Raw genomic sequence first — 25,029 nt, forward strand, 5'->3', positions numbered from 1 at the left:
TATTCAACTATAGAAAAAATACGGTAAAGGTGGGAACAAAGGAATTGAGGCTACGATTAAAGCTGGTAAGTATTCATTGTATTGTTTTGTTAATGTTAAGTGTAAGTTTTGTCGTATATGTACCACAAGAAGCATATGGATCCACGACAAACTTAGAAGGTCTAGGTGATATATCGCGTTATAATGCAGTTGTCTTTGGTAACCATAAAGCAATAGGTGGCGACATTGAAGGAGCAATTGCAGTTCAAGGTGATATGGATGCATCGGGGTATACAATTGTAGGTGCTGCAGCGGGAACATCTAATATAGTAGGTGAAAAATGGGTTGATGAGGGATATCCGTCCTTGTTATTGTCTGGAAAATTTAAGAAATCAAGAGAAGAATCTTTTATCATTCAAAACGGAATAGTCGTAATGACAAAAGAGAGTGATCCAGATCGCATCATACAATCTTCTTATGATCATATCGTTTATAAAGAAAAACTAGAAATTGACGCGAAATTTAATGAATTTCGCAATATAGTGAACCAAGTCAGTAAAAATGCAGGTCAATATAAAACAAATACCCCAATTCCAAATATGAGTCATGGAATCGGAAAAGATATAAACAATCCTAATATTTATGTTTCATCAGAATTGACAGGGAAAATTAATTTAGATATAAGAGATGTATTTTTACCAAATGCTAAGGACAAAGATTTTATTGTTATGTATTCGGATGCAACAGAGGTTACATTTAAAAATGGATCTATTCTATATGACACGAACAATATTGGAAGGGCTACAGATATAGTTCCTACATCACAACCATATTCTCCTAATTCCCCGTTTACTGAGCTATACGGGAAAGTGATTTGGGTTTTTCCAAATGCGAAAAAAATTACAACAGAGGGATATGGTGTCGTTGGGAGTGTGTTTGCCCCAAATGCTGTATTAGAAACAAAAGGCGGCTCGATTAATGGACAAGCATTTGTCGGCGCGGTACAACAAACTGGTGGATTTGAATTTCACAATTTCAAATTTAACTGGCAACATTGGAACAAGCCTAGTACTGGAAAAGTAAAAATAAAAAAAGTTGATAGTAATAATGATAATAAAAAATTGGTGGGAGCAAAGTTTCATATAGAAGATTCAAAAGGAAAAATAGTTGGAGAACTAGTAACAAATAAAGAAGGAGAAGCGATATCAAAAGACTTACCAAAAGGAAACTATACCCTTGTAGAAATAGAAGCGCCAAAAGACTATGAATTATTAAAAGATAAAATAGCTGTAAAAGTAGAAAAAGATGCAGTAGTAGAAATTAAAATAGGAAATAAGAAATTGCCAGATCCAATGGGAAAAATGAAGTTAGTGAAAGTAGACATAAGTGATAAAAATAAAAAGCTAGCAGGGGCAAAGTTTCATATAGAAGATTCAAAAGGAAAAATAGTTGGAGAACTAGTAACAAATGAAGAAGGAGAAGTACTATCAAAAGACTTACCAATAGGAAACTATACCTTAGTGGAAGTAGAAGCACCTAAAGGTTACGAATTATTAAAAGAAAAAATAACTGTAAAAATAGAAAAAGATGCAGTAGTAGAAATTAAAATAGGAAATAAGAAATTGCCAGATCCAATGGGGAAAATGAAGCTTGTGAAAGTAGACATAAGTGATAAAAATAAAAAACTAGCAGGGGCAAAGTTTCATATAGAAGATTCAAAAGGAAAAATAGTTGGAGAACTAGTGACAAATGAAGAAGGAGAAGTAGTATCAAAAGACTTACCAATAGGAAACTATACCTTAGTGGAAGTAGAAGCACCTAAAGGTTACGAATTATTAAAAGAAAAAATAACTGTAAAAGTAGAAAAAGATGCAGTAGTAGAAATTAAAATAGGAAATAAGAAATTACCAGATCCGACTGGACAATTTGAAATTGAGAAAGTTGATGATAAGGATATCAATTTAAAACTACAAGGCGCTATATTTCAAGTCTTAGATAAAGAGGGTAAAGAAGTGGCTAGATTAACAACGGATGAAAAAGGAAAGGTGATTTCCAGTCAATTAGTACTTGGAAAATATACGATAAAAGAAATAAAAGCGCCAAACGGATATATGTTACTTAGGGATCCAATAGAAATAGAAATTACAGAAGCAGTAAAGACACAAAAAATAACAGTGAAAAATGCGAAGAATAATTGGGTAATTCCTAATACTGGTGGGAGCGGAACAACAATTTTTTACGTAATTGGTATTATGCTAATGTTTGGTGTGCTATATTTCTGTAAGAAAAATCGTATATTATGAACTAATTTTATAGAGTTAGACAGCTCGTTACGTTAGAGAGTTTTTAGGACATGAGTTCGGTATTGTACTGGACTCATGGTACTAAATTTGTTAAAGGAGGAAGGATAATAGTAAACATAGAATATATTAATGAATTAAAATATTTAAGAGGTGAACATGGTGGCAATAAAACAAGACGAAATTAAAATAGTTGTCGGAGCTGGAGTGTTTAATAATAATCCAGGTTGGATTCAAACGCAAGAAGATGAACTTAACTTACTAGATAAAGCTACGTGGGAAGAAAGATTTGAATACAACTCTATTTCAGCTATTTTAGCTGAGCATGTATGGGAACACCTTACTTTTGAAGAAGGTGTAAGAGCAGCTGAAATTTGTTATGAATTTTTAAAACCATCTGGTTATATTCGGTGCGGAGTCCCTGATGCATTCTTTCAGGATGAGGCATATCAAAATATAGTTCAAATAGGGGGCCCCGGTCCGAAAGATCATCCAGCAGCAAGTCATAAAATCGTTCATAATTATATAACATTAACGAAAATGTTTGAAACTGCTGGATTCGAGGTAGTTTTACTTGAATATTGTGATGAAAATGGTCGGTTTTATTACAACGAATGGGATGCAAACGACGGTCTTATTTTCCGTTCGAAAAGGTATGATTCTAGAAATAAAGGCGATAAACTTGGTTTTCCATCGCTAATTGTCGATGCGATTAAGCGCTAATCATTCAACAAAAAAAGGAGTTAATCCTATGATTTCATAAGTCGCAAATGCGGCTTTTTTATTTGTACATAAATCTATATTTAATTTTCAATATTATATAACTCGATTTAGAAAATATTTAAGTTTTTCTCAGCACCATTCACTTTAAATTAACACTTCGTTGACATAAATATTTATTTTATATTTATATTCGTGTAAAATGAAATGGGAACATATATTCTATATAAGGAGACAATCAAAATGATAGCTGAAATTAGGAAACTAACTGATGGATATATTGTAAAATTTGAACGCCAATTTCCATATACGGCAGAAGAAGTTTGGTCTGTATTAACAGAAAACAGTAAGCTGAAAAAATGGATGCCCAATTTACAGATTGAAAGCCTTAAAACTGCTGGAATAATAAAGTTCGACATGATGGACGGTTCATTCATAAATATTGATATTTTAGAGTGTCAACTAAACTCAGTACTTGAATTTACTTGGGATAAAGACCGTGTCAGATTTGAAATACATAATGAGGAAAATGGTACTCTTTTACTTCTTAAAGAGTACATTCATGAATTAACAGATCATACACCGAGAGATGTAGCTGGTTGGCATATTTGTTTAAATCTTTTTTCTTTCGTTTTAGAAGGAGAAGAGAAAGAATTTTCTAAAGATGAATGGCAACAGTGGTTTGAAATATACAAGGATAAGATTCATGAAGTGAGAGGATAATTGCATAATAGGTAATATTCATTATGTAATTATTATATTGTAAAAATGCTTTTGTGAATAAATAAGAATAGAGGTTAATATGAAAGTAAATCAATTAATTGCTAATAACATAAATAAATTAGATGCAACTATACCGTTTAATAAATCGTTTGGAATTGCTGGTTTATCTGGATCGGGTAAAACAACTTTTTGCCAAACAATTGGTGAAGAATCAAAAAAACGATTAGTTTCTTTATTACCAAAGGCTGAATATCAATATTTATTTCCTAACATTATGGAAACAAATTTTAGTGCCATTAAGATGGAAGAAATGCCTTTAGTACTTTTTCTAGGGAAATCATCGATTTCGTCTAATCCGCGTTCAACGATTGGTACTCATACTGGTGTTTTTACAGAGGTTCGGGAAAAACTTGCTGAAGTTTTTAATCTTTCTCCAGAGGTCTTTTCATTTAATAATCAATTAGGCTGGTGCACTGGTTGTAAAGGCCGTGGTACTACAAAAAATGTTGAGTGTAAAAAATGTAAGGGAAAACGTTATAGTGAAGAAATTGAACAACATGAAATTGATTTGTTGGCCAAGCCACATTCAATTTCAAATATTAATGATTTAAGTGTTGAATCTATTCTTTCACTAGCAAAAGAATTAAATATTAGTGAAGAAAAACAGCATATACTGCAAAATATTATTAATATGAACATTGGTTATTTAACATTAAATCGAATTATGGGTACGTTGTCAGGTGGAGAGTTAACACGACTTTATTTGGCTGAATTCATGGCAGTAAGTGAAAATGCTGTAATTATTATTGATGAGATTTCAGTTGGACTTGATCATGAAACATTATTACAAATTTTAGAAGAGATAAAACGATTAGGGTGTAAAAATCAAATTTGGCTTATTGATCATTCAGATACGGTACTAGATACAACTGATGAGCAATTGTTCTTTGGACCTGGTAGCGGAAAATATGGCGGGAAAATTGTGAAAGAATCACCAAGACCAAAGTCAATACTGTGGGATCGAAATAAAGAAATACCAACAGAATATTATACATTCTATGATTTATATTGCCGTAATATCCAAATGGAGGAGTTTCAAATTCCTAAAAACAGGCTTGTAACGGTTACAGGAGAATCAGGATGTGGGAAATCTACACTTGTCAATGAATGTCTAGCTACAGATTTCTTGAAAAGATATCCAAAAGATAAATTAGTTATGGTGGGACAAGACCGAAATCAATCAATTACAAGTCGATCAACTGTAGCAACTTTCCTAGATATTAAAAAGAAACTGACAAAGTATAGTGAAGACATTGATGATATTTTTGAGCGCTCGATTGAGGATATTATTGATGAACTTCCAAATGAAGATATCGCTTATAAACGTTTGAGCCTACTAATTAAATTAGGGCTTGGCTATTTAACATTAGAGAGAAAAACACAAACATTATCGACAGGTGAGTTTCAATGTGTTCATTTAGTTTCGGAATTATTTGCAAACACTAGAAATCCACATACATTATTTATTTTTGATGAGCCTTCAAAAGGTTTATCACAAAATATTTTAAATCAATTTATCGATAGTATTAGAGGTATTCTGCAAGATGAATCAGTTTCGATCATTATGATTGAGCATAATCGTTACATGTTAGAAAGCTCTGATTATATAGTTGATTTTGGAAAAAGGCAGAATGAATCTATAGAGCATTTGGATGTTGTCAATCATGAGGATTACTATCGTCAAAAAAGTAATGTGAATAGCACAGAGAAAATACACATCTCTTCAATGCTTAAGCAGAAAAAAGGGGTTCACTATTTAGAAGAAAATCATATTAACTATTTTAAAAATGCCGAAAATATTTATAAGGGCGGTATTTTAAAAAGTTTATCATCAATGGCTAGGTTAATTTATGGTGAATATGAATCTAATACAATCGCACCTGTTATTGCTATTGATCTTGAAAGACATTTATATAGTCAATATAGTTTCTTATATGAGATTGGTGGATTAATTAATCATATTGTAGCTGCTCATCCAATTAATAAAGATACGAGAAGTTTTGATTTCTATTCACAGGACAATCATTGTCCATCTTGTTCTGGACGTCTTCAAATTGAAGTTTTTGATAAAGATATTGCCATTCAAGATAAAAGTGTTCCATTTTGGGATGGGCTATTCGATCCAGAAATCATGAAGGTATTAAAATTTTATCAGCATGAAAAAATAGAATTTCTATTCGAAGAAATAAAAAATGAGCTTGGTCACGATTTGTCAAAGAGCTATAATGATATGTCAGAAGAAGAAAAGCATACGTTTTGGTACGGATATTTTGAAAAATCATTTTATGATAAAAAAGGAAAGACACGCAGAACATGGGTAGGGTTTAATACAATTATTGGTGGATATATTGTTATTTCAAAAGCACCTATTAAAGAAGAAATTAAGAGTTCAAAAAAAATGATGAAATGTCCAATTTGTGAGGGGACGGTTTTAAATCATCATAAACCACTTAAATTTGGTAACGTAGATATTCGTGAAATAATCAATCAGCCTATTAATAAAGTATTGAAAACAGTTGGTGATTTACCGGCACTTGTTAAATTGAAGTCTATTGTTGGTGGCGATATGGTATTGACAGAAGATGTTTCTTTATTGTCAAGAAAAGCACAAGTTGCATTGAAAATGTTTGAATTAGAACAAGCAAGCTTTTCAAACTATGAAATGGTGTTACAAAATGTCTTACCATTCTGGGGCGAAATAAAAGGAAATATCGAATCCATTAGTGTTAATAATCAGGTAACTGTTTGTGATTTCCCTAATGTTTATGAAACGAGAGAAACCATTATAGATAAGTATTTCACAAATGGTAAATATAAAAAACTTACGTATGTATACGAAGCATTTGGTTACAAAAAATTAGTTACCCAAATTAATAAAATTAAAAAAAGTAATCCATGTCCATTTTGTAAAGGTAAGAAAGTGATAACCGAAGATAATCTACATGATGGTGTCTTTAAACTAACAATTCCATGTGTAACTTGTAATGCAAGTGGTATTAATGACGAAGGGTTAAAAGAAGTTGTTGAGGGCGTGGATGTACAAACGTGGTTAACTGGAAAAGTAAGTGATGTTGTGAATGAAAGCTTATTAACAGAAGCTGTTGCGCAAATACCAATTTTTAATCGCATACGTGAGTTGGATAAACGAGATATGATGGTGGTTTATGAATGTCTTGAGAAAAATAACTAGTGATGGATTGTCAATTCCAGTAGTCATAAAAACAGGAATATAGGTTTTTAATTATATAAATATAACATGTTAAATTGTTATTTAAATCGTTAAAAACAGTTGACTCTCACACAATGTCATTGTTTAAGATAAAGTTGAGCTTCAAAGTAGATGTAACTTATAGGAGGAAATCATGTTTAAAATAGGGGATTTTTCTAAACTATCTTCCATTAGCATACGTATGTTGAGACACTACGATAAAGTGGAATTATTACAACCAGTAAAAGTCGATGAGCAGAGTGGATATCGATTTTATTCAGCTGACCAATTAAAAAAGGTAAATCAAATTCAAACATTAAAAGCTATGGGGTTTAATATTGCTACCATCAAAGAAATAATAGAATGCGATAATATAGATAGCATAAAAGAGCAATTTTTAAATCGTAGTGCTCAAATTAAAGAAGACATGAATAACCTCCAAAAACAATTACGTCTCCTCGAAGACTCAATGAAAACGATGAGAGAGGATGTTGTTGAGATGAATTATCATGTTTCAATAAAAGAAATTCCAGAAAGAACTGTAGCTAGTGTTAGAAAGATTATTCCATCGTATAATTGCGAAGGTGATTTATGGAGTGTATTAATGCAAGAAATTCAAATGAAAAATATTAGTATTGCCCAACCGAGTTATAGTATTGCGGTTTTCCATGATCGTGAATACAAAGAAAATGATGTAGATATAGAAATACAGCTAAGTATTCTAGGTAAGCACGAAAATACAAAAGATGTTACATTTAAAAATATGGAATCGACTAATGTAGCTTCTATAACAGTTAATGGAAGTTATGAACAGATGACAGCTGTAAATGAGGCTGCAGCAAAGTGGATTGAGACAGAAGGTTACAAATTAGCAGGCCCGATGTTTAATATTTATCATGTGAGCCCAGCGATGGAATCGAATCCTAATAAGTGGGTTACAGAAGTTTGTTATCCAGTTAAATGATGATAAAGAAAAAAGGCATTAATTATATGCCTTTTTTCTTTGTAAACTTATCCATAAATATCAAGACAAATTACTTCGAGATTCGATTCGTCAACTACTAGAACAATTTTATTTGCAAATGTACAAAATGAGCGGATTGTAATGAATCATCTAAAAACCAACCAGTTGGTACTAAAGTAATGTAATCATCTATTTGGAAATTTCAGCAATGTTTAAATGAGCAACAAAAGCCACCGTAATAAGGGGCTTTTGTCTTAAATAATTTAATGATATGTGTATCCTCCATCAGGAAACAATACATTACCCGTAGTAAAACTATTTTGCATTAAATATAGGACAGTATGTGCAATTTCATTATTATGGCCAGGCCTTTTTACAAGAGAAAGAGATTTATAAGATTCATAAGCAGCTAGTCTATTTTCGTTTTGTTCATTCTCTCTTTGTATCGTTCCAGGAGAAACAACATTAACTCTTATAGGAGCTAATTCAACAGCTAAAGCTTTCCCTAAACTTTCAATAGCACCATTGCAAGCTCCATAAGCAGGTGCGCCTTTAAGTGGTCTTTGACTAAATGCACCAGACATTAACACAATCGATCCAGAGTTTGAAAGAAAAGGAATTGCATATTTTACGGCATAATATTGAGGCCAAAACTTTCCGATGAAGCTACTTTCAGCAATTTCCTCTGTAGAGGTAATTGGTCCAAGTGTGTAAGAGGCTCCCGGTGTGAATAAATGATCAAAGTTCCCAACTGTCTTGAAAAAATTTTGTAATTGCTCTTTATTTTGATTATCCAATATATAAGTTTGAAGATGATTGTTATTTATTACTTCTCGAGCAACTTTTAATTTTTCTTCCGAGCGTCCGGCAATAATAACATGTGCGCCTTGTTTAATTGCTTGTGTTGCTGTTGCTAATCCAATACCAGAACTCCCGCCAATGATAACAATACGGCTATTTTTTAATGTAGTAATAGACATATTTTAGCCACTCCTTTAATAAAAAATTTAGAATATAACTAACTGTGCTATGCTTTTATTATTCGCTAAAAGGGAGCAAGTGAAAAGTACGCACTTTATATGTACATAGTCGCAAATTTCGTACTAATTGCTATATATGCGGATAAGTAATAGGAAAAGTTTCTAAATATGGTTTATCCCGCATTAACGGGCAGTAAAACTCTCACCTCAAAGTTAGGTAAGAGATCAATTGCCCGTAAAAGCCCGATTGGTTCAACTAATAATCAGTGTGGGATGAACAAAACCCCCACTGATTAAAGTTTCACTTTATGATATCTGAGGAGAGGTGAGAAAAATGGATTTACAAGAACCGAAGTTAAAAGGGGTAATAGCAACATTACAAATAATCGGTGGGAAATGGAAGCCACTCATTTTGTTTATTTTGCTAACAGATGGAATGAAACGTTTTGGTGAATTAAAGCGATTGATACCAGATATATCTCAAGGGACGTTAGCGAAGCAATTACGTGAATTAGAGCAAGATCAACTAATAAAACGCGAAATTTATCAAGAAATACCACCTAAAGTAGAATATAGCTTAACTGAACATGGAAAAACAGTTAGTACTGTTTTGGATAGTATGTGTAGTTGGGGAAGAGGGCATTTAGAATATATAGATAAAGATAAACCATAAAAATGTTATGTAAACTTATTGTAGTGTGAAGGGAAATGTTGTTTTAATAATTTGTATTTTATAATATATAATTAAGGAGTGTCGTAGGTTATTATACATATTTAATTTATTTTTACAAAGGGGAAGTAATAAGATGAACGAATTAGAGTATAAAAGCTTCTATGATAAAGTAGGAAGATTAAATGGATGGGATTTTAGCAAAATAAAATGTGAAACTGTAGGAGATACATGGGACTTTTATAGTGAGGTAAAAGAAAGGTGTAAACCATCATATATTTTACTTGATGTTGGTACAGGCGGAGGAGAAAATGTACTTAACATAGCATCATCAGCTAAATTGTTGATTGGAATTGATAATTCTAACGGCATGATTGCAACGGCACATTCTAACTTGAAAAAATCAGGTGTACAAAATGTTGAGTTTCTTCAAATGGGTTCTGAAGCTTTAACATTTCCACATGTACATTTTGATATTGCTTCAAGTTGTCATGCCCCGTTTCTGGCATCTGAGTTAGCGAAAGTAATGAAAAAGGGTGCCTTTTTCTTAACACAACAAGTAAGTGAGAATGATAAATTAAACCTGAAAGAAGCATTTGGTAGAGGACAATGCTTAGGTGAACGGGATGGTACTTTAAAAGAAAAGTATATGAATGAACTTATTAGTGCAGGATTTGATCTCGTGCAAGTACGTGAATATGATGTTACTGATTATTACAGTAGGTCTGAAGATCTCATTTTCTTATTAAAACATACCCCTATTATTCCTAGATTCGGAGAACAGGAAGAGGATTTTACTATTTTACAAAAGTTCATTGATACGTATAGTTCTGAAAAAGGGATTCGTACTAATTCAAAAAGATTTATGATTATTGCTGTTAAATTATAATGTATTTTAGTGTAAAAGCTGCTTTTCATTTAAAGAAAAGCAGCTTTTTGTGTGGAAAAGAATACAGGAAATACTTGAAAATAATAGAAATAAATAAAGTGTAAATTAAAAAATCAAAATATGGAGGATAAATGTTTTGAAACGTTACTATATTAGCAATGAAAAAATAAATGTACATATTACTGAATGGGGGAATAATGACAAGCCCGTTATCTTTTGTTTACATGGATTAGGTAGTACGAGTTTAAGTTTTATAGAAATTGCTGAGGAATTAAAAGAAGAGTATAGATTTATCTCCGTTGATGCACCTGGACATGGTAAAACACCCCCATTTGAAAGAACAGAAGATTATGAGATGCACAATTTAGCAAATTGGTTAAATGAAATAATAAATGAATTGAGAATCGAATACTTCTATTTTCTATCACATTCATGGGGAAGTTTTGTAGCGTTATTTTATTTGTTAAATCATCCAGAAAAAGTACAAGGAAGTATTCTTATTGATGGTGGATATCAAACAAAAAGGCTTCGAGAAGAAACGTTGGAAGAAGAAATTGCTTATTATGAAAAGGACTTTGATGAATACGTTTTTAATAATTGGGACGAATTTTTCAAAAGTGAAAAAGAAGCTTATACTAGGTGGTCTTCATTGTTAGAAGTTGCTGTAAAGGATCTAGGGATCGAAATGGATAATAAAGTATGGTGGCATGCCAGGGGGAATACAGCTAGTAATATAATAAGAGGTATGCATAAAGATGAAACAATAGATATATATGAGAAGCTACCGGCTAATATTGTATTACTTCGAGCTACAGTCCCACAAGTTTGGGCGGATTATAGAGATAAGACAGTAAATGTTTTTAAAGAGAAAACGGACAGTATAGTAAAAGTAATTCCTGATACTACCCACATGTTGCACTGGGATAAACCAGAAATTGTTATAGCGGAAATAAAAAATAATTGGAGCTAACATATTCATACTAAAGTTGTAGTTTCTATATGAAAAATCCATCCTTCCGTTTGATTTTATCTATTTATAAGTGTAATACAATACGAATAGATAATAAGAAATGAGGGGGAATGTAAAGTGATTACACATATATCAGATATAAAACTACAAACGGTTTCCATAGAAGGGGTAAAACAAGTTTATAAGGACATATTATCTTTTCCAATAAAAAAAGAAACAGCATCCTTCATTCAATTTGAAGTAACACCTTATACAACAATTAGTTTTCAAGAAGTGTATGAACCAATCGCACCTGCACATTTTGCTTTTGAAATCCCATATTCAAAATTCCATGAAACAGCAAAATGGTTAAAGGACTCTGGATTACTCATTGTAAAATGGCAAAATGGAAATGTAATTGGTGAAGAGAATGGTCTATTCAATTTATACTTTAAAGACGGAGATGGAAATCTACTCGAAATTATCGCACATAGTTATGTTAAAGAGGATGTATTAGTACCACACTCACCTTTAAACATTTTATACGTAAGGGAAATTGGTCTTCCTGTTAAAAGTGTACCTATTTTTACGGAATGGTTAAAATCAAATCTAAATATGAAAACGATGGAAGATGGGGATATTTTTAACTTTGTTATAGGTGGCACTGCATATATCGTCGCGACTTGGTGGCAGCGACCTTGGATTCCAATCGCGATGAAAGCTCTATCACCGAAAGTATACGTTTCTTTCGGAACACCAGACGTCGCATTTTTACAGCGAATCCAAAATAACTTTAAGAAAAATAGTGTATCATTTGAATGTAAACGTAATGAAGTATCATTTATTGAGCAAGGATATACATTTTCAATTGTGCATACATCAGAGTTTCATTCGGATATTCCTAAACAATTAAACTTACCGCTTTCTATTTAAGGATGGAAAGCGGTAAGTTTTTTGTATATTCGTGAAGAAGGTTTTAGCTAGGATTATAGTGAATTTAAAGAGAAGTATAAGGTGTTATTCTAATTTATGTTAAGGGGGGAAATAAAGTGGTTTTAGGTAATCCAATTGCAAAAGGGAATACAGCAGAAATTTATTTAACTGATGATAAGGTTGTAAAATTATTTAAAGATTACCTCCCAGATACAGAGTCTATGAATGAAGCAAAAAAACAAAAATATGCGTATTCATGTGGGTTGCCAGTTCCAAACGTATTTGAAGTGAAAAAGATACAAAATAGACAGGCAATTATTATGGAACATGTAAAAGGGGACAACATTGGTGATCTTCTGCTTAATAATTTAAATGAGGCAGAGCGTTATATCAGCCTTTGTGTTAATGAGCAAAAAAAGATCCATGCTATACATGTGAATACAGATGAAATGGAGTTAATGAGGGAAAGGTTAGAGCGTCAAATTAAATCTGTGCATAAATTGGATGAACGCAAAAAGAAGGATATATTACAAAAATTAGATTTTATTACATTTGATTTTAGGCTATGTCATGGAGATTTTCATCCATTTAATTTGATTTTGAGTAAGGAAGAGAAAGTGAAAGTTATAGATTGGGTAGATGCTAGTTCAGGTGATATTCGCGCAGATGTATTTCGAACATACTTGTTGTACTCACAATCTTCGGTAGAATTAGCTGAGATGTATTTACATATATATTGCAGTCGTACCGGCATATCAAGAGATGAAGTTTTTCAATGGGCTCCTATTATTATTGCAGCTAGATTTTCTGAAAAAGTATCACCGCAAAATGAAGTGTATTTGAGAAGATTATTGAATCAGTATTTATAAGTCATAAAAAAGGTTGTCAGCTAATTAATAAATGCTGTTGTTTAACCAAAGTTTCCTTGCAGTTAAACAACGGCATTCTTAAATATTGATATAGGTATTCTTATTTTCGATCTTCATCCTATAAAGGTTCATAATCCGTACTTGTTCCTCCGTTAATTCTTCTTTATCCCAATACATATGCATTAAGCTATATTCAAAAATCTCCTTTAATTTAATAAATAACGGAAACTTGTCTTTCATCTCTTTTGGTAGCTCATTTTCCTCTTGGTAGCCTTCAAATAGTGCTTTTGTAATAGAATACTCATAGTCAACGATATTCCCATTTCCAGCAAATGAATATTCTATCGCACTATAAATAGGAACGGCTAAATCGAATATGTAAAAATGTTTTTCGCAGTCTTGAAAATCTATCATTGTTAAGTTTGAATTATTTTCGACTAAAATGTTTTCTAACCATAAATCTCCGTGTATTAAGCCGTAATTTGAAGGGGATTTTGGTAGCTCTTTTATGGAAGTTAAAACGTCAGATGCAATTTCTCTTATTGTATTTTCTTCTTTAGGGATATATTTAAGAAAATTATATTCTTCATTTTCATACCAATCGTTTATATGTTTTACTGGTTTAATCTTTTCAAAGCTTTTAGATATACGATGTAATTTTCCAATTTGTTTACCAAGTTTTTTAAATATATTAGAATTCCATTCAGACCTTGGTAAATGTATACCAGGAGCAGCTTTATATAATACAGAAAAAATCTCCTTGTCTAATGTGAATTTTTCTACAAAATTCCCTTGTAATGAAGGGATTATTGGTGGAACACCTAAACCATTTTGATATAAAAAATTTGTATATAAAACTTCCTCTATCTGTTCTTCATATGTTTTGTAGTTTGTAATTCTACTGAAGTATGTACCTTGTTCTGTAAGACATTCATACATCTCATTTGTTATTGGCTTAATGTTAATAAAATTCAACGGATACTGTTCATTTATGAATTGAAGTATTTCTTTTTCTAGCTTGTTCATTGAAACGTCCTTTCCAAACCTTAATTTTTTAACTTGGGAATTAAAAGAATTTTATTTTATAAAATTCGTGTTTAATTTTTGAAATCCTTTAAAATGAAATATGATGTAAATTGACCTTTAATAATTAGTAAGGTGTTGCCAACATACTCATTAACGCTAAATTGAAAAATGAATAGAAGGTATGACAAAATAAGATAGATGAAAAAATATAAAATTAATACTTATATATAGATTATAAAGACTTTAGAGAAAGGCTCATGTTATAAAACACAAGAAATATCAAAAGAAAGAAACGCACTTCTCCTATACTTTTAAATAAGGAGTGAAGGAAATGAATGAACATATACAGCAGATGATTAATTGGATTGAGAGCAATTTAAAAAAGAGATTTTCATTAGATGAATTATCTCGTTACATGGGGTATTCTCCTTATTATTGCTCTTTTAAATTTCATCAAGTAACGGGTTTCAGTATTAGACGTTATATTCTTCTTAGAAGGTTGTATTTATCTACAGAAGATTTAAAGAATGGTAGGAAGATAATTGAGGTAGCGTTGGATTACGATTACTCTTCCAAAGAGGCTTATAGTAGAGCTTTCAAAAATGTCTTTGGAATGAATCCAAGAGAATACCAACTTAACAAAATGCCTATTCAATCATTTGATAAACTAAATTTAAATAAAGAAGGGGCGTTTAAAATGAATATTTCTAGAAAAATAGAGGTTGAACAGTTACGAGATAGGAAGAGTGAGCTATTTGATAAAGAGGTACTTAACATATTAAATGGTCAAGTTATGTATGAAGAATTTAAAAACGAAAAGCTAATGGGTGATTCTGATTATGCACCATTTAATGAGGCAATGTGTGTGAACTCGGCTACTACTCAAGTTTTTAATGAAGAGTTTATTAAAACAAGAGCGAAAGGACATAACAGTTCAGTAGATAGTTATATAAAAAAGGTTATAGATCCGTTAGAAAACCTTTTTACGAAAAAGTATAAATGTATTGTTCTATGGTTTGGTGAAGATATGTTTTGCCAAATGAACCTACTTACCATACTTTCTCACCTTGAACAGTCTGCTTATGAAGGGAAGGTATACTTAAATAGCTTTAGAGAGGATGAATTTAAAGTAAATCAAATTGAACTTGAATTGGGGAATTATTCTTCTATATACAATGAAGTATTAGTAAACCATAAAAAGACCTCTCATAAGGTACCACCTGTAATGTATCAGGCTATAGACTTATTTTTAGAAATGTTAACAGAAGATAATGCAGTAATGAAATTCATCTCTAAAAATAAAGATTTATCAACTCGTGAATTATTAATAAAGTTGTTTTATCTTTTTCCAACAATCGGATATGGAGATACTCAGTACATAGAGCTGATTAATAAAATAAAGAAGAAAGCTACACCAAAAATATAGGTGCAGCTTTCTTCTTATAATTGCTCAAGTAATTCTAATTCTTTTTCTACAAATAGCATTAGTTCTTTAATTGTTTCACCAGAAAAATCAAAACGAATACCGGCTGCATCATACACTTCTTTTATAGATTGCGAGCTTCCTAGTGATAATGCCTTTTTATAATTTTCTAGCGCTTGCTTAGGATCCTCTTTATATTGTTTATACATTTGTAATGCACCAAGTTGGGCGATCGCATATTCAATATAATAAAATGGTACTTCAAAAATATGGAGTACAGGTAGCCAACTCGTTGCTATCCAGTTTTCGTAGCCATCAATATGTATGACGCTAGACTGATAATGTTTTTGAAGTTGTAAGTATTTTTCATTTCTTTCTTCAGAAGTATGACTTGGATTTTCATACAGCCAGTGTTGAAATTGATCGACAATAAGCATAATAGGTAAATATGAAATAACATCTTTAAAGAAGTTAATTTTTGCTTGTTTTAAATCTTTTTTGTCTGTATAGAAGGTATCCCAATAATTAAGCGAGAATAACTCCATTGTCATACTGGCTAGCTCAGCTGTTTCAGCTGGAATTTCTATATACTGTCGTAATTTTAATGGTTTTATGAGTTCGTTATGAATACTATGACCCATTTCATGTATAAAAGTGACAATATCATCTTGTGTATAATTTAAGTTCATAAAAATATAAGATAATTGTGAAGCTGGTAAGTACTCACAAAAGCCACCAGCTGCTTTTCCTTTGCGGCTTGTTAAATCAAGACAATTGTGTTTATACATTCGGTTTAAAAGTGCTGAAAATTCAACATCTAGTTTATTAAAGATATGAGTGCTCTTTTCAATTAAATCATTTTCATTTGCAATAGGTTTAAGTACTTTTTGATCTGGAGTTACAGCTGATACATCCCACGGGCGAAGCGTATCAACTTGCAGTTTATCTTTTTTCTCTAGCAATATTTTATCTTTAAGAGGCACAACATACTTACGTATGGATTCAGCTAGTTCATAGCAATCTTTCGCTGAATAATCAAAACGCTCGTATTTTTTGAACATATAATCGCGATAATTCTCTAGTTGAATATTTTTTGCTTTTTGATGGCGAATTTCAATTAATTGATTTAATATGTTTTGGAGTTCTTTTTCAACAGATAAAAATTGTTCAGAAATAATGGTTTTTGCCTTTTTACGGGTGTCACGATTCGAATCTTGTAAATAGGATTGTAATTCTGTTATCGTTTTTTCTTCTCCGTCCCAAATTCCACTTAATCCTCCAGTGATTTTAAAGTACTCTGTGATTAATTTGTCTTCCTTTATTTCTAATTCGATATTTTCCTCACAAAATAACTTTTGAGCATTTTTTATTTTTGTATCTAATAAACCATACACATTAGAATCTAATTCCATTCGAAAAGGTGACTCTAAATATTTATTATCCAATAAATTTTGGTACCGCTTTAAAAGTGGCTTTACAAATTGTTGATCATGTTCAAAAGTATCCTTTATTTCTTCATCATCCGTATTACATTGAAAGGCGATGTAATGTGATCTTAATTGTTCTTCGATGTCCCAAATTACTTTTGACTGCTCTTTTAACCAATTTTCAAGGTCTAGTTTTGAAGAAATCATTTTATTTAATAAAGTCGAAAGAGTTTTTTCCAATTGTAGTACATTACTAATATCAATCGTATTTACACGTTGCATTATATATCCCTCACTTTTTATTTATTCATAGAGATATTCTATTTATTAATTGTAATTCCCTTGTTAAATGGGGGAAATGTGAAATAATGTTAAATTTAATAATTAAAGAAGGTATTTATATGTCAAAGTAAAAAGTTTATCGTAAATGAAAATATATGGAGGGGTGCTACATGAGAAAGGGAAAGAAGTTACTTGTATTTTTATTTCCACTTGCTTTATTATGTGCCTGTGAGAATGACATTGAAGATGCTAAAAGTGAAGAGTCTATAGTGATGGATATTGCTACAGCCGCGGTAAAGGAGGAATCTTTTTTTAGTGCTGCTATAAGAGATGAAAAAGAAAGAATATTAGATTTAGAGATTGCTGATAGCGAAGATAGTAACGAAATAAAAAATGATATTAATAAAAGATTGGTGATACAAGGTGTAACGTCTTATAAAATCAATATAACTCAAAGAAATAGAGAAGTTGTAAAGGCAGAGAGTAGATGGAATCAAGTTTTTGGACATATATTTGATGACGTATTCAGAAAAAATGGAAATGAAGGGTTTGGTATTCAGCAAATAAATTATATAAAGAATCAACCTGTTACCATTGATATAAAAACTAAGATTAGCGATGATGAAGTAGGGGTGAGAGAACTTGGACAGAAAATAGAAAAAGAAGTTGAAGGTGTACTTAAAACAGAAGCAGTAAAGAAATGGATTGAAAATGATTCATATGCTATTGGGATTTACGATATAGATGATCGGAAAATTAACTAATTGAGGAATGAATGCTATATGAATGAAAAATCGATATAATTAAATATGGAATTACTGAAGGAGGTGTAAGATGTATAAGTATTTAAATATTTTAAACGACATAGAAAATATGATTCAAAATGGAGAAATAAGAGAAGGAAAGAAATTACCGTCTATACGGTCACTCGTTACACAATATGAATGTAATAAGGCAACAGTTATACGTGCTCTTCATGAATTAGAAAAGCGTCACATTATATATTCTGTCCCTCAAAGTGGATACTACGTTGTTAAAAAATCAGAGAATACTATAGAAAATAACGAGATAATTGATTTTGCTTCCTCAGCACCAGATCCAGATGTTTTTCCGTATTTAGATTTTCAACATTGTATTAATAAGGCTATTGATACGTATAAAAATGATTTGTTTGTATATGGAACGCCGAAAGGGTTACCATCTTTAATACCAGTTATTCAAAAACAACTAGCAAATTATCAAGTCTTTACAAAAGAAGAAAATATTTTTATAACGTCAGGTGTTCAGCAGGCGCTTGCTATATTAACTTCTATACCATTTCCGAATGGAAATGAAACTGTATTAATTGAACAGCCAACATATCATCTATATATTGATTATCTAGAAATAAATAAAGTTCCTGTAATCGGTATTAAACGTAAGAATGAAGGTATCGATTTGAATGAATTGGAGCAATTATTTCAAACTGGAAAAATAAAATTTTTCTATACGATACCGAGATATCATCATCCGCTTGGAACGTCTTATTCTAAAGAGGAGAAAGAAAAAATCGCACTATTGGCTAAGAAATACAATGTATTTATAGTGGAAGATGATTATTTAGCAGATTTAGAAACTGATTCAAAAGCAGATCCGTTATATAGCTTGGATAATTGTAGTCATGTCATATATTTGAAAAGTTATTCGAAGATTATTTTTCCTGGTTTACGGGTTGGAGTTGCGGTCATTCCACCATCCATTGCAAATGCTTTCTATACATACAAAAAGATACTAGATATTGATAGTCCGATGATTTCTCAAGCGGCTTTAGAAATTTATATAAAGAGCGGTATGTTTGAACGTCATAAAAGTAAAATTAATTCTTCCTACTACAATAGATCAATAAAACTAGCAGAAACATTAGAAAAAGTGCAAAATGAAGATCAATCATTATTTACATATAATAGACAAAACACATTTGGAATACACACTTGTTTAGAAATGCAGAAAAACACAGTTACAGAAACACTTATACAAAAATTAGGTGACATGCAAATAAGTGTCGATACTATTGATAAGAATTATATGAGGAATTTTCCTAAAGAAAAACTGTTAAAGTTAAATGTTTCGAATGTAAAAGAAGATAAGATTGAAGAAGGTATTCGTAAAGTAATTGAGGAAATTAAGCAATCAGGGTGTTTAGATTTTCAATTTAAAAAAGAATAATACGTATAGGAAGGTTTATTGTGAGACGAAAAATAATAACCTTGTTTGTAGCTATTGCTATAGTAATTGGAGCGTTGGTAGTTACGAAATATTATAAAGAAGATGATTAATGCATAGCAATTATTAAGTATTCAAAAGGTATTATCGTAGATTAAAAATAAGATGCATAGTATTTCACATGAAAAGATGAATTTGAAATTGCAGATGGTGTTTGTGGTGAGATTTCGTTGCAATTAATTACTCCAAATAAAACAATCTACACAAGGAAATATGAAAGAGAACATATACCAAAAGTTATACAGTTGAATTATAAAAATGAGGCTGGATAAAATGAAACCATTACAAAGGGAAGTAACAGTTGTGACCGGGGTAACAGATACGCTGGAAAAACAGTAGTAGCGTTAGAAAATGAACGAAATATTGGGGGTAATTATTTTGAGGAGAATGTTTTGAATCAAAATTAATATTTTTAAGAGCACTCTAGAGCCGAGTGCTCTATTTTTTATACTGTACATAAATAATGAAGCTCTCTTAAATATTAAAATAGTTATTTGAAAAGCATTGGTAAAAATGAAATACAATCAAAAATAAAGTGGCAAATCCAACTTACCCAAACACTTTTTGAATTTTTCCATATATAATTTAGTGCTAATCTAACTGGGATTATAGTTATTAATAATTGCATTGGCACAAAACCGTAAGCTGGAATATGCCATAAAGCGAACATTAAACTACATATTACGGATGCTGTACTAAATTTCAATCCTAATTTTTGTAATGCAATAATTACATTAGTACAAATCAATTCTTCACCCATTAACATAAATGGTATACGGAATAAAATCATATAAATACTTATTACTTCAGCAACAGAATTTTTAGTTGCAGGTTCAAAAATGTAACTGAATATTAAACTGGAACCCATACCTACGATAATAGTTAAAGGCACACCCCAAAGTAAAGTTTTAAAACGAAAATGTTTAAATTGCTCTAATGATATTTTTCCTAAAAAATAGTATCCTATAATTCCACATAATACAAGGTTCCATAAAGCTTCAAGAAGTATTCCTAACAATTGGGGTAGATTCGCCCCTAGATAAACCGCAAAAATTTGATATACAATCCCGGTAGTAATTAATAAACCAAAAGCCAAAAGAGATTTCGAATCAATTTTTTTCTCTGTTTCCAAAATCTTTGTTTCCACAACAACCCCTTCTTTCTTATTATTTGTTAATTATAAATATATAATAGCACATTAATTACCTAAATAATGGTAAGTGGTATAGGTATTAAAATACTTTTTTAATCAGTAAGTTCAATAAATAATAAAATGATTGGATTGAGTATGAACTGCTGAGAATTCAACGTTAATAGGTAAATTATAAAATTATGATTAGGAAATTGTTTATTTCCACATAGTCGTATACATTTTTTAATTCCGCTAAACTAATGGTAATATTTTACTGGTAGATGGTATCATTAAATTATAATTTTTATTTTGAATAGGAGGGAGATCGAGTCTATGGCGGTACGTATAGTCGATAATCTACAGCAATTATCATTGTTACTTATGTTTTTAAGTACATTCATATTTTACAGATACTTAAAGAAGGTTAAACGAGAGAGAAAATTGACTGGCTTTGAATGGACAATGTATTTTGTCACTCAATTTGCGACATTAATTTGGGCAATTACTTATTTTATTAAACACTTAGCTGAATCGTAAATACTAATCATTCAATCTAGTTTACTGTTATCTATTTGGGGTATAAATATAGTCCGTATCTAAATCAATGACAACATTGCTTATGACGTCCTCTTGTAGTAACTTTGGAATTTTTTTGTAATGATAGCGTACACAAAATAAGCTTAGCAGATCCTCATTAGATATCTCTTCATTTTTTACATTTAAATACATCGTTATTAATTCGTTAATAGAACAGTTACGGCCAATAACATACTCGTTTATTCCATATCCATCAAATTCAATTATCATGTTATCACTGTTGGGTGCTAGCCAACGCTATAGCTTTAATTTTGGATGAATCTATTATACATTGTTTGAAATTTAGTGAGAATATATTTTTATAAAGTGAGAGGATACGAATGGAACATTATAAGTTATTTTTAAAAGGGCCTAAACAACTTGAGTGGGAAACAAATGAAATTAAGGACATACAGGACGATGAAATTATCGTTAAAACAATCGCAGGAGCGATAAGCATTGGGGCCGAGCTACCACAGTATAATGGATCCGATGTTACAGATACGAATCCTTTTTATCCAAGAAAAACTGGATATGAAAGTTATGGTGAAGTGATTCAAGTTGGTAATAAAGTAACACATGTAAACGTAGGCGATAAAGTAGTTTCTTTTTATGGACATGAAACGATAGGGATAGTTAAGGGTTATAAAGTAATTCGAGTGCCTAGTTCTATACAACCTAAAGTTGCTTTATTATCTATTCTTTCGTGTGATGCCGCTAAAGGAGTATTGAAACTAAACCCGCGACAGGATGAAAAAGTACTTATAACTGGAATGGGAGTTATTGGTTTACTCGCTTGTTATTTCTTAAAATACTATGTAGGCGTTGAGCACGTGGATGTTGTTGAGCCTAATAAAAATAGAAAAGATTTTGCAAAGAATTTTGGTGTGAAAAACATATATGATTCAGAAGAGAAAATAATAGAAACATATAATTATGGTTTCGAATGTTCTGCTACAAATAGTGGGTTCCATACTTTGCAAAAAGCTCTTAAAACTAATGGTGAAATATGTATACTGTCTGATGGTAATATAGAAGAACTAACATTAATTGCTAACTTTTATCAGAAAGAATTGCAAATCATTGGATCAAGTGACGGATACCATTATCAAAAGCATGCAGATTGGTTTTTTAAAGAAATAGGAAAAACACCATTTATAGAAGAGATCTTTCAACATGAAATACATTATACTTCACTCATAGAATGCTTTGATGAATTGAGTTTAGGGATAATTAAACCATTAAAAGTATATGTTTCATATGAATAACGAAAAAAATAAGCAAATATTTGTCACATACCTTACAAATGTTTCGTCACATTTATGATTACTAAATGAGGAGGAACATATATGAAAATATTTGTAGCAGGTGCAACTGGTGTAATAGGACGTTCTTTATTGCCAATGTTAATAAAAAATGGGCATACAGTTTTTGCGATGATCCGTAATACTTCGCAAGTAGAAGCAATGAAAAAGATTGGTGCCATACCAGTAATAGCTGATGTATTTAATAGAAAGGCTGTATTTTCTGTATTAGAAGAAACAAATCCCGATGTAGTTATTCATCAATTAACGTCATTGTCTTCATGGAATTTTGAGGATAATGCAAAAATTAGAACAAAAGGCACTCGTAACCTTGTCGATGCCGCTAAAAATGTAGGGGTACAGAAAATAATCGCTCAAAGTATTTCATGGGCGTATGAATCAGGGGATACATTTGCGACTGAAAAAGACTCACTACATATTACTGCTTCTATGCCTCGGCAAGTCACTGTTAATGGCATATTGAAATTAGAAAAAGCTGTTACTGAGTTACCTGAATCGGTTATACTTCGTTACGGCACATTATACGGACCAGGAACATGGTATGCGGAAAACGGATTAATAGCAAGTCAAGTTCGTAATAATGAAATTATCGCATCAGACGGGATAAGCTCGTTTATACATGTTGAAGATGCTGCAAGAGCTACTATGCTAGCCCTTAATTGGCCTTCAGGAATCGTAAATATTGTAGATAATTATCCAGCAACTAGTAAAGAATGGTTACCAATATATGCAGCAACGATAGGGGCACCTAAGCCTAAAGTTCAAGATGGGAAAAATAGTTGGGAAAGAGGAGCTTCCAATAATAAGGCACGTAAAGAGTATGGATGGACACCTTTATTTCCATCATGGTCTGAAGGATTTAACAACTTAATAGGTAAGTAAAACACACCTTTGATGGGAATGATAGTAAAATACACCATTAAAGGATTGGGTAGTTATGAATATAATTTTGGAAAGTATTATATTAACTTTTACTGGAATAATTGTTTTGAAAATGACAGGTAGTACATCTGTGAGCCAAATGACAAGAGCTGAAATCATTATAGTTGTATCAATTGGCCGTATTATTGTAGAACCTGTATTAAGTAGAAAAGTAGTCCCATCTATATTCGCGGCTATCATATTTGCAAGCATATTACTTATCATTCATTTCTTTGAATTGAAATCAAGGAAGGTGGAACAATTTTTAAATGGAAGTAGCATTATAATTGTTGAAAACGGAGAGATTGTAAAAGAGAATTTGATGCAGGCAAAAATGTCGGAACAACAACTTTATATGCAATTAAGAGAAAAAGGGATTCATGATGTAAAGAGTTTACAGCAAGTTACAGCGGAACCGAATGGTCGTATTGGTTATCAATTAATAAAAGAAGCACAACCAATAACTTTAGAAATGTTAGAAAAAGTATTAGATCGGTACAATATAAAAAGATAATTTCTCGTGAGAAAAAGCCAATACTACCATAAAAATATTGGCTGTTTTTTTATTTTCTATAAACGTAAGGATTAATAAAATAGGGTAGATTTTTCACCAATCTTTATATTAGATATAGGCTTATTATTATGCTATATTCAATGGAGCTACGATGACTAAGGTAAGTGGTATGAGTAGAAGAAAAAACTGTATGGCAAATACAAAAATGCTTTTAATTTGATACTAAAAATGGATTGGAAATAAGGAGATAGATACATAATGGAATTTTGGGAATCAAGTTTTATTGAAAAACAAACGATGTGGGGATTTGAACCTACAGAATCTGCAATTTTTACAAAAGATTTTTTCCTTGAAAAGAACGTTAAGGATATATTAGTTCCGGGTATTGGATATGGAAGAAATGCAAAGGTTTTTATCGATAATGGTATAAATGTAACAGGTATTGAAATTTCAAAAACAGCCATTGATTTAGCAAAGCAACATGGACTAGAAGATATTAGCATTTATCACGGTTCGGTAAATGAGATGCCTTTTAATAACAAACTGTATGATGGTATATATAGTCATGCACTTCTACATTTGTTGAATAAGCAGGAGAGAGAGCAATTTATTAAAGATTGTTATAATCAGCTAAAACCAGGTGGATATATGGTTTTCACAACTGTTTCTCAAAAAGCCCCAATGTTTGGCAAGGGGAAACAATTGGATAAAGACTATTTCGAAATAATGGAAGGCGTAAAAATGTTCTTCTATAATTCTGAATCTATAAAACGAGATTTTAATAAATATGGACTAGTACAAGTTTCCGAAATTGATGAACCAAATAAGCACATGGAAAATAAACCTTCAATCAATTTCTTAATGATAAAATGCCAGAAGGAACTATAAATAAAAGTT

23 protein-coding genes and 1 pseudogene are annotated in these 25,029 nt (G+C 31.2%); 19 read left to right on the forward strand and 5 right to left on the reverse strand.

The features are described 5' to 3' along the window. Positions 1-44 precede the first annotated feature (44 nt). The 5 genes from QCI81_RS26460 (at position 45) to QCI81_RS26480 (ending at position 7,954) form a co-directional block, all read left to right on the forward strand. Complete coding sequence (locus QCI81_RS26460) at positions 45-2,282, forward strand: MSCRAMM family protein (RefSeq protein WP_353810925.1); 2,238 nt, start codon at positions 45-47, stop codon at positions 2,280-2,282. Between the two features lie 156 nt (positions 2,283-2,438). Beyond that, on the forward strand, positions 2,439-3,002 hold the full coding sequence (locus QCI81_RS26465) for a class I SAM-dependent methyltransferase (protein WP_146632280.1): 564 nt from the start codon (positions 2,439-2,441) through the stop codon (positions 3,000-3,002). 240 nt (positions 3,003-3,242) lie between these two features. Further along, entirely contained in the window at positions 3,243-3,722 is a 480-nt protein-coding gene (locus QCI81_RS26470; RefSeq protein ID WP_000559863.1) for an SRPBCC family protein, read from the forward strand. Between the two features lie 79 nt (positions 3,723-3,801). Beyond that, the gene (locus QCI81_RS26475; RefSeq protein ID WP_071730575.1) at positions 3,802-6,972 is read left to right on the forward strand and encodes an ATP-binding cassette domain-containing protein; all 3,171 of its coding nucleotides are present in this window, start codon (positions 3,802-3,804) and stop codon (positions 6,970-6,972) included. Between the two features lie 172 nt (positions 6,973-7,144). Then, positions 7,145-7,954 (forward strand): MerR family transcriptional regulator, encoded by an 810-nt coding sequence (locus tag QCI81_RS26480; RefSeq protein WP_071730573.1) that lies wholly within the window; start codon positions 7,145-7,147, stop codon positions 7,952-7,954. A gap of 263 nt (positions 7,955-8,217) precedes the next feature. Here QCI81_RS26480 and QCI81_RS26485 read toward each other — a convergent pair whose 3' ends face one another. Next, the gene (locus tag QCI81_RS26485; RefSeq protein ID WP_053564432.1) at positions 8,218-8,934 is read right to left on the reverse strand and encodes an SDR family oxidoreductase; all 717 of its coding nucleotides are present in this window, start codon (positions 8,932-8,934) and stop codon (positions 8,218-8,220) included. Positions 8,935-9,268: 334 nt separating this feature from the next. On the opposite strand from QCI81_RS26485, the gene QCI81_RS26490 reads away from it, so the two are divergent. The 5 genes from QCI81_RS26490 (at position 9,269) to QCI81_RS26510 (ending at position 13,244) form a co-directional block, all read left to right on the forward strand. Further along, positions 9,269-9,607: a winged helix-turn-helix transcriptional regulator gene (locus QCI81_RS26490; RefSeq protein ID WP_000365520.1), complete on the forward strand. Its 339-nt coding sequence runs from the start codon at positions 9,269-9,271 to the stop codon at positions 9,605-9,607. A gap of 133 nt (positions 9,608-9,740) precedes the next feature. Continuing rightward, positions 9,741-10,493, forward strand: coding sequence for a class I SAM-dependent methyltransferase (locus tag QCI81_RS26495; RefSeq protein ID WP_353810926.1), 753 nt, complete (start codon positions 9,741-9,743; stop codon positions 10,491-10,493). Between the two features lie 136 nt (positions 10,494-10,629). Next, positions 10,630-11,463, forward strand: a complete 834-nt coding sequence (locus QCI81_RS26500) for an alpha/beta fold hydrolase (RefSeq protein WP_071730568.1) — start codon at positions 10,630-10,632, stop codon at positions 11,461-11,463. A 117-nt stretch (positions 11,464-11,580) separates the two neighbouring features. Continuing rightward, positions 11,581-12,375, forward strand: a complete 795-nt coding sequence (locus QCI81_RS26505) for a VOC family protein (RefSeq protein WP_071730566.1) — start codon at positions 11,581-11,583, stop codon at positions 12,373-12,375. Between the two features lie 116 nt (positions 12,376-12,491). After that, a complete protein-coding gene (locus QCI81_RS26510; RefSeq protein ID WP_071730565.1) occupies positions 12,492-13,244 on the forward strand; it encodes an aminoglycoside phosphotransferase family protein in 753 nt (250 codons plus the stop codon). Positions 13,245-13,322: 78 nt separating this feature from the next. On the opposite strand, the gene QCI81_RS26515 is transcribed toward QCI81_RS26510, so the two are convergent. Further along, positions 13,323-14,270, reverse strand: coding sequence for a phosphotransferase enzyme family protein (locus tag QCI81_RS26515; protein ID WP_071730563.1), 948 nt, complete (start codon positions 14,268-14,270; stop codon positions 13,323-13,325). A gap of 331 nt (positions 14,271-14,601) precedes the next feature. On the opposite strand from QCI81_RS26515, the gene QCI81_RS26520 reads away from it, so the two are divergent. Next, a complete protein-coding gene (locus tag QCI81_RS26520) occupies positions 14,602-15,696 on the forward strand; it encodes a helix-turn-helix domain-containing protein (RefSeq protein WP_353810927.1) in 1,095 nt (364 codons plus the stop codon). Positions 15,697-15,710: 14 nt separating this feature from the next. On the opposite strand, the gene QCI81_RS26525 is transcribed toward QCI81_RS26520, so the two are convergent. Next, complete coding sequence (locus QCI81_RS26525) at positions 15,711-17,402, reverse strand: M3 family oligoendopeptidase (RefSeq protein ID WP_071730560.1); 1,692 nt, start codon at positions 17,400-17,402, stop codon at positions 15,711-15,713. Between the two features lie 170 nt (positions 17,403-17,572). Here QCI81_RS26525 and QCI81_RS26530 point away from each other — a divergent pair, with 170 nt between their 5' ends. The 3 genes and pseudogenes from QCI81_RS26530 (at position 17,573) to QCI81_RS26540 (ending at position 19,936) form a co-directional block, all read left to right on the forward strand. Next, entirely contained in the window at positions 17,573-18,166 is a 594-nt protein-coding gene (locus QCI81_RS26530; RefSeq protein WP_071730558.1) for a DUF4030 domain-containing protein, read from the forward strand. A 70-nt stretch (positions 18,167-18,236) separates the two neighbouring features. Next, positions 18,237-19,607, forward strand: a complete 1,371-nt coding sequence (locus tag QCI81_RS26535) for an aminotransferase-like domain-containing protein (RefSeq protein ID WP_071730556.1) — start codon at positions 18,237-18,239, stop codon at positions 19,605-19,607. Positions 19,608-19,720: 113 nt separating this feature from the next. Then, positions 19,721-19,936: pseudogene (locus QCI81_RS26540) on the forward strand (hypothetical protein). 218 nt (positions 19,937-20,154) lie between these two features. On the opposite strand, the gene QCI81_RS26545 reads toward QCI81_RS26540, so the two are convergent. Beyond that, positions 20,155-20,811, reverse strand: a complete 657-nt coding sequence (locus QCI81_RS26545) for a CPBP family intramembrane glutamic endopeptidase (RefSeq protein WP_071730554.1) — start codon at positions 20,809-20,811, stop codon at positions 20,155-20,157. Positions 20,812-21,129: 318 nt separating this feature from the next. Between QCI81_RS26545 and QCI81_RS26550 the strand changes: the two genes are divergently transcribed. Beyond that, positions 21,130-21,333, forward strand: a complete 204-nt coding sequence (locus QCI81_RS26550; protein WP_053564422.1) for a hypothetical protein — start codon at positions 21,130-21,132, stop codon at positions 21,331-21,333. Between the two features lie 27 nt (positions 21,334-21,360). Here the strand turns inward: QCI81_RS26550 and QCI81_RS26555 are convergent, their stop codons facing one another. Next, complete coding sequence (locus QCI81_RS26555) at positions 21,361-21,603, reverse strand: hypothetical protein (protein ID WP_071730552.1); 243 nt, start codon at positions 21,601-21,603, stop codon at positions 21,361-21,363. A gap of 110 nt (positions 21,604-21,713) precedes the next feature. On the opposite strand from QCI81_RS26555, the gene QCI81_RS26560 reads away from it, so the two are divergent. From QCI81_RS26560 to QCI81_RS26575, 4 genes are all read left to right on the forward strand, one after another. Beyond that, complete coding sequence (locus QCI81_RS26560) at positions 21,714-22,640, forward strand: zinc-dependent alcohol dehydrogenase (protein WP_071730550.1); 927 nt, start codon at positions 21,714-21,716, stop codon at positions 22,638-22,640. Positions 22,641-22,721: 81 nt separating this feature from the next. Then, positions 22,722-23,579, forward strand: coding sequence for an NAD-dependent epimerase/dehydratase family protein (locus tag QCI81_RS26565; RefSeq protein ID WP_071730549.1), 858 nt, complete (start codon positions 22,722-22,724; stop codon positions 23,577-23,579). Between the two features lie 55 nt (positions 23,580-23,634). Further along, complete coding sequence (locus QCI81_RS26570; RefSeq protein WP_001021415.1) at positions 23,635-24,132, forward strand: DUF421 domain-containing protein; 498 nt, start codon at positions 23,635-23,637, stop codon at positions 24,130-24,132. Between the two features lie 258 nt (positions 24,133-24,390). Then, complete coding sequence (locus tag QCI81_RS26575) at positions 24,391-25,020, forward strand: class I SAM-dependent methyltransferase (RefSeq protein ID WP_071730547.1); 630 nt, start codon at positions 24,391-24,393, stop codon at positions 25,018-25,020. Positions 25,021-25,029 lie beyond the last annotated feature (9 nt).

The organism is Bacillus cereus group sp. MG20, assembly GCF_040459885.1.
Taxonomy (GTDB): domain Bacteria; phylum Bacillota; class Bacilli; order Bacillales; family Bacillaceae_G; genus Bacillus_A; species Bacillus_A cereus.

What these genes read in the sequence shown, in the direction of transcription:
- QCI81_RS26490 (WP_000365520.1), top strand. Translation starts at nt 9,269, where the DNA reads ATGGATTTACAAGAACCGAAGTTAAAAGGGGTAATAGCAACATTACAA.
- QCI81_RS26575 (WP_071730547.1), top strand. Translation starts at nt 24,391, where the DNA reads ATGGAATTTTGGGAATCAAGTTTTATTGAAAAACAAACGATGTGGGGA.
- QCI81_RS26520 (WP_353810927.1), top strand. Translation starts at nt 14,602, where the DNA reads ATGAATGAACATATACAGCAGATGATTAATTGGATTGAGAGCAATTTA.
- QCI81_RS26480 (WP_071730573.1), top strand. Translation starts at nt 7,145, where the DNA reads ATGTTTAAAATAGGGGATTTTTCTAAACTATCTTCCATTAGCATACGT.
- QCI81_RS26515 (WP_071730563.1), bottom strand. Translation starts at nt 14,270, where the DNA reads ATGAACAAGCTAGAAAAAGAAATACTTCAATTCATAAATGAACAGTAT.
- QCI81_RS26570 (WP_001021415.1), top strand. Translation starts at nt 23,635, where the DNA reads ATGAATATAATTTTGGAAAGTATTATATTAACTTTTACTGGAATAATT.
- QCI81_RS26560 (WP_071730550.1), top strand. Translation starts at nt 21,714, where the DNA reads ATGGAACATTATAAGTTATTTTTAAAAGGGCCTAAACAACTTGAGTGG.
- QCI81_RS26485 (WP_053564432.1), bottom strand. Translation starts at nt 8,934, where the DNA reads ATGTCTATTACTACATTAAAAAATAGCCGTATTGTTATCATTGGCGGG.
- QCI81_RS26565 (WP_071730549.1), top strand. Translation starts at nt 22,722, where the DNA reads ATGAAAATATTTGTAGCAGGTGCAACTGGTGTAATAGGACGTTCTTTA.
- QCI81_RS26465 (WP_146632280.1), top strand. Translation starts at nt 2,439, where the DNA reads ATGGTGGCAATAAAACAAGACGAAATTAAAATAGTTGTCGGAGCTGGA.
- QCI81_RS26535 (WP_071730556.1), top strand. Translation starts at nt 18,237, where the DNA reads ATGTATAAGTATTTAAATATTTTAAACGACATAGAAAATATGATTCAA.
- QCI81_RS26495 (WP_353810926.1), top strand. Translation starts at nt 9,741, where the DNA reads ATGAACGAATTAGAGTATAAAAGCTTCTATGATAAAGTAGGAAGATTA.
- QCI81_RS26470 (WP_000559863.1), top strand. Translation starts at nt 3,243, where the DNA reads ATGATAGCTGAAATTAGGAAACTAACTGATGGATATATTGTAAAATTT.
- QCI81_RS26475 (WP_071730575.1), top strand. Translation starts at nt 3,802, where the DNA reads ATGAAAGTAAATCAATTAATTGCTAATAACATAAATAAATTAGATGCA.
- QCI81_RS26555 (WP_071730552.1), bottom strand. Translation starts at nt 21,603, where the DNA reads ATGATAATTGAATTTGATGGATATGGAATAAACGAGTATGTTATTGGC.
- QCI81_RS26550 (WP_053564422.1), top strand. Translation starts at nt 21,130, where the DNA reads ATGGCGGTACGTATAGTCGATAATCTACAGCAATTATCATTGTTACTT.
- QCI81_RS26525 (WP_071730560.1), bottom strand. Translation starts at nt 17,402, where the DNA reads ATGCAACGTGTAAATACGATTGATATTAGTAATGTACTACAATTGGAA.
- QCI81_RS26530 (WP_071730558.1), top strand. Translation starts at nt 17,573, where the DNA reads ATGAGAAAGGGAAAGAAGTTACTTGTATTTTTATTTCCACTTGCTTTA.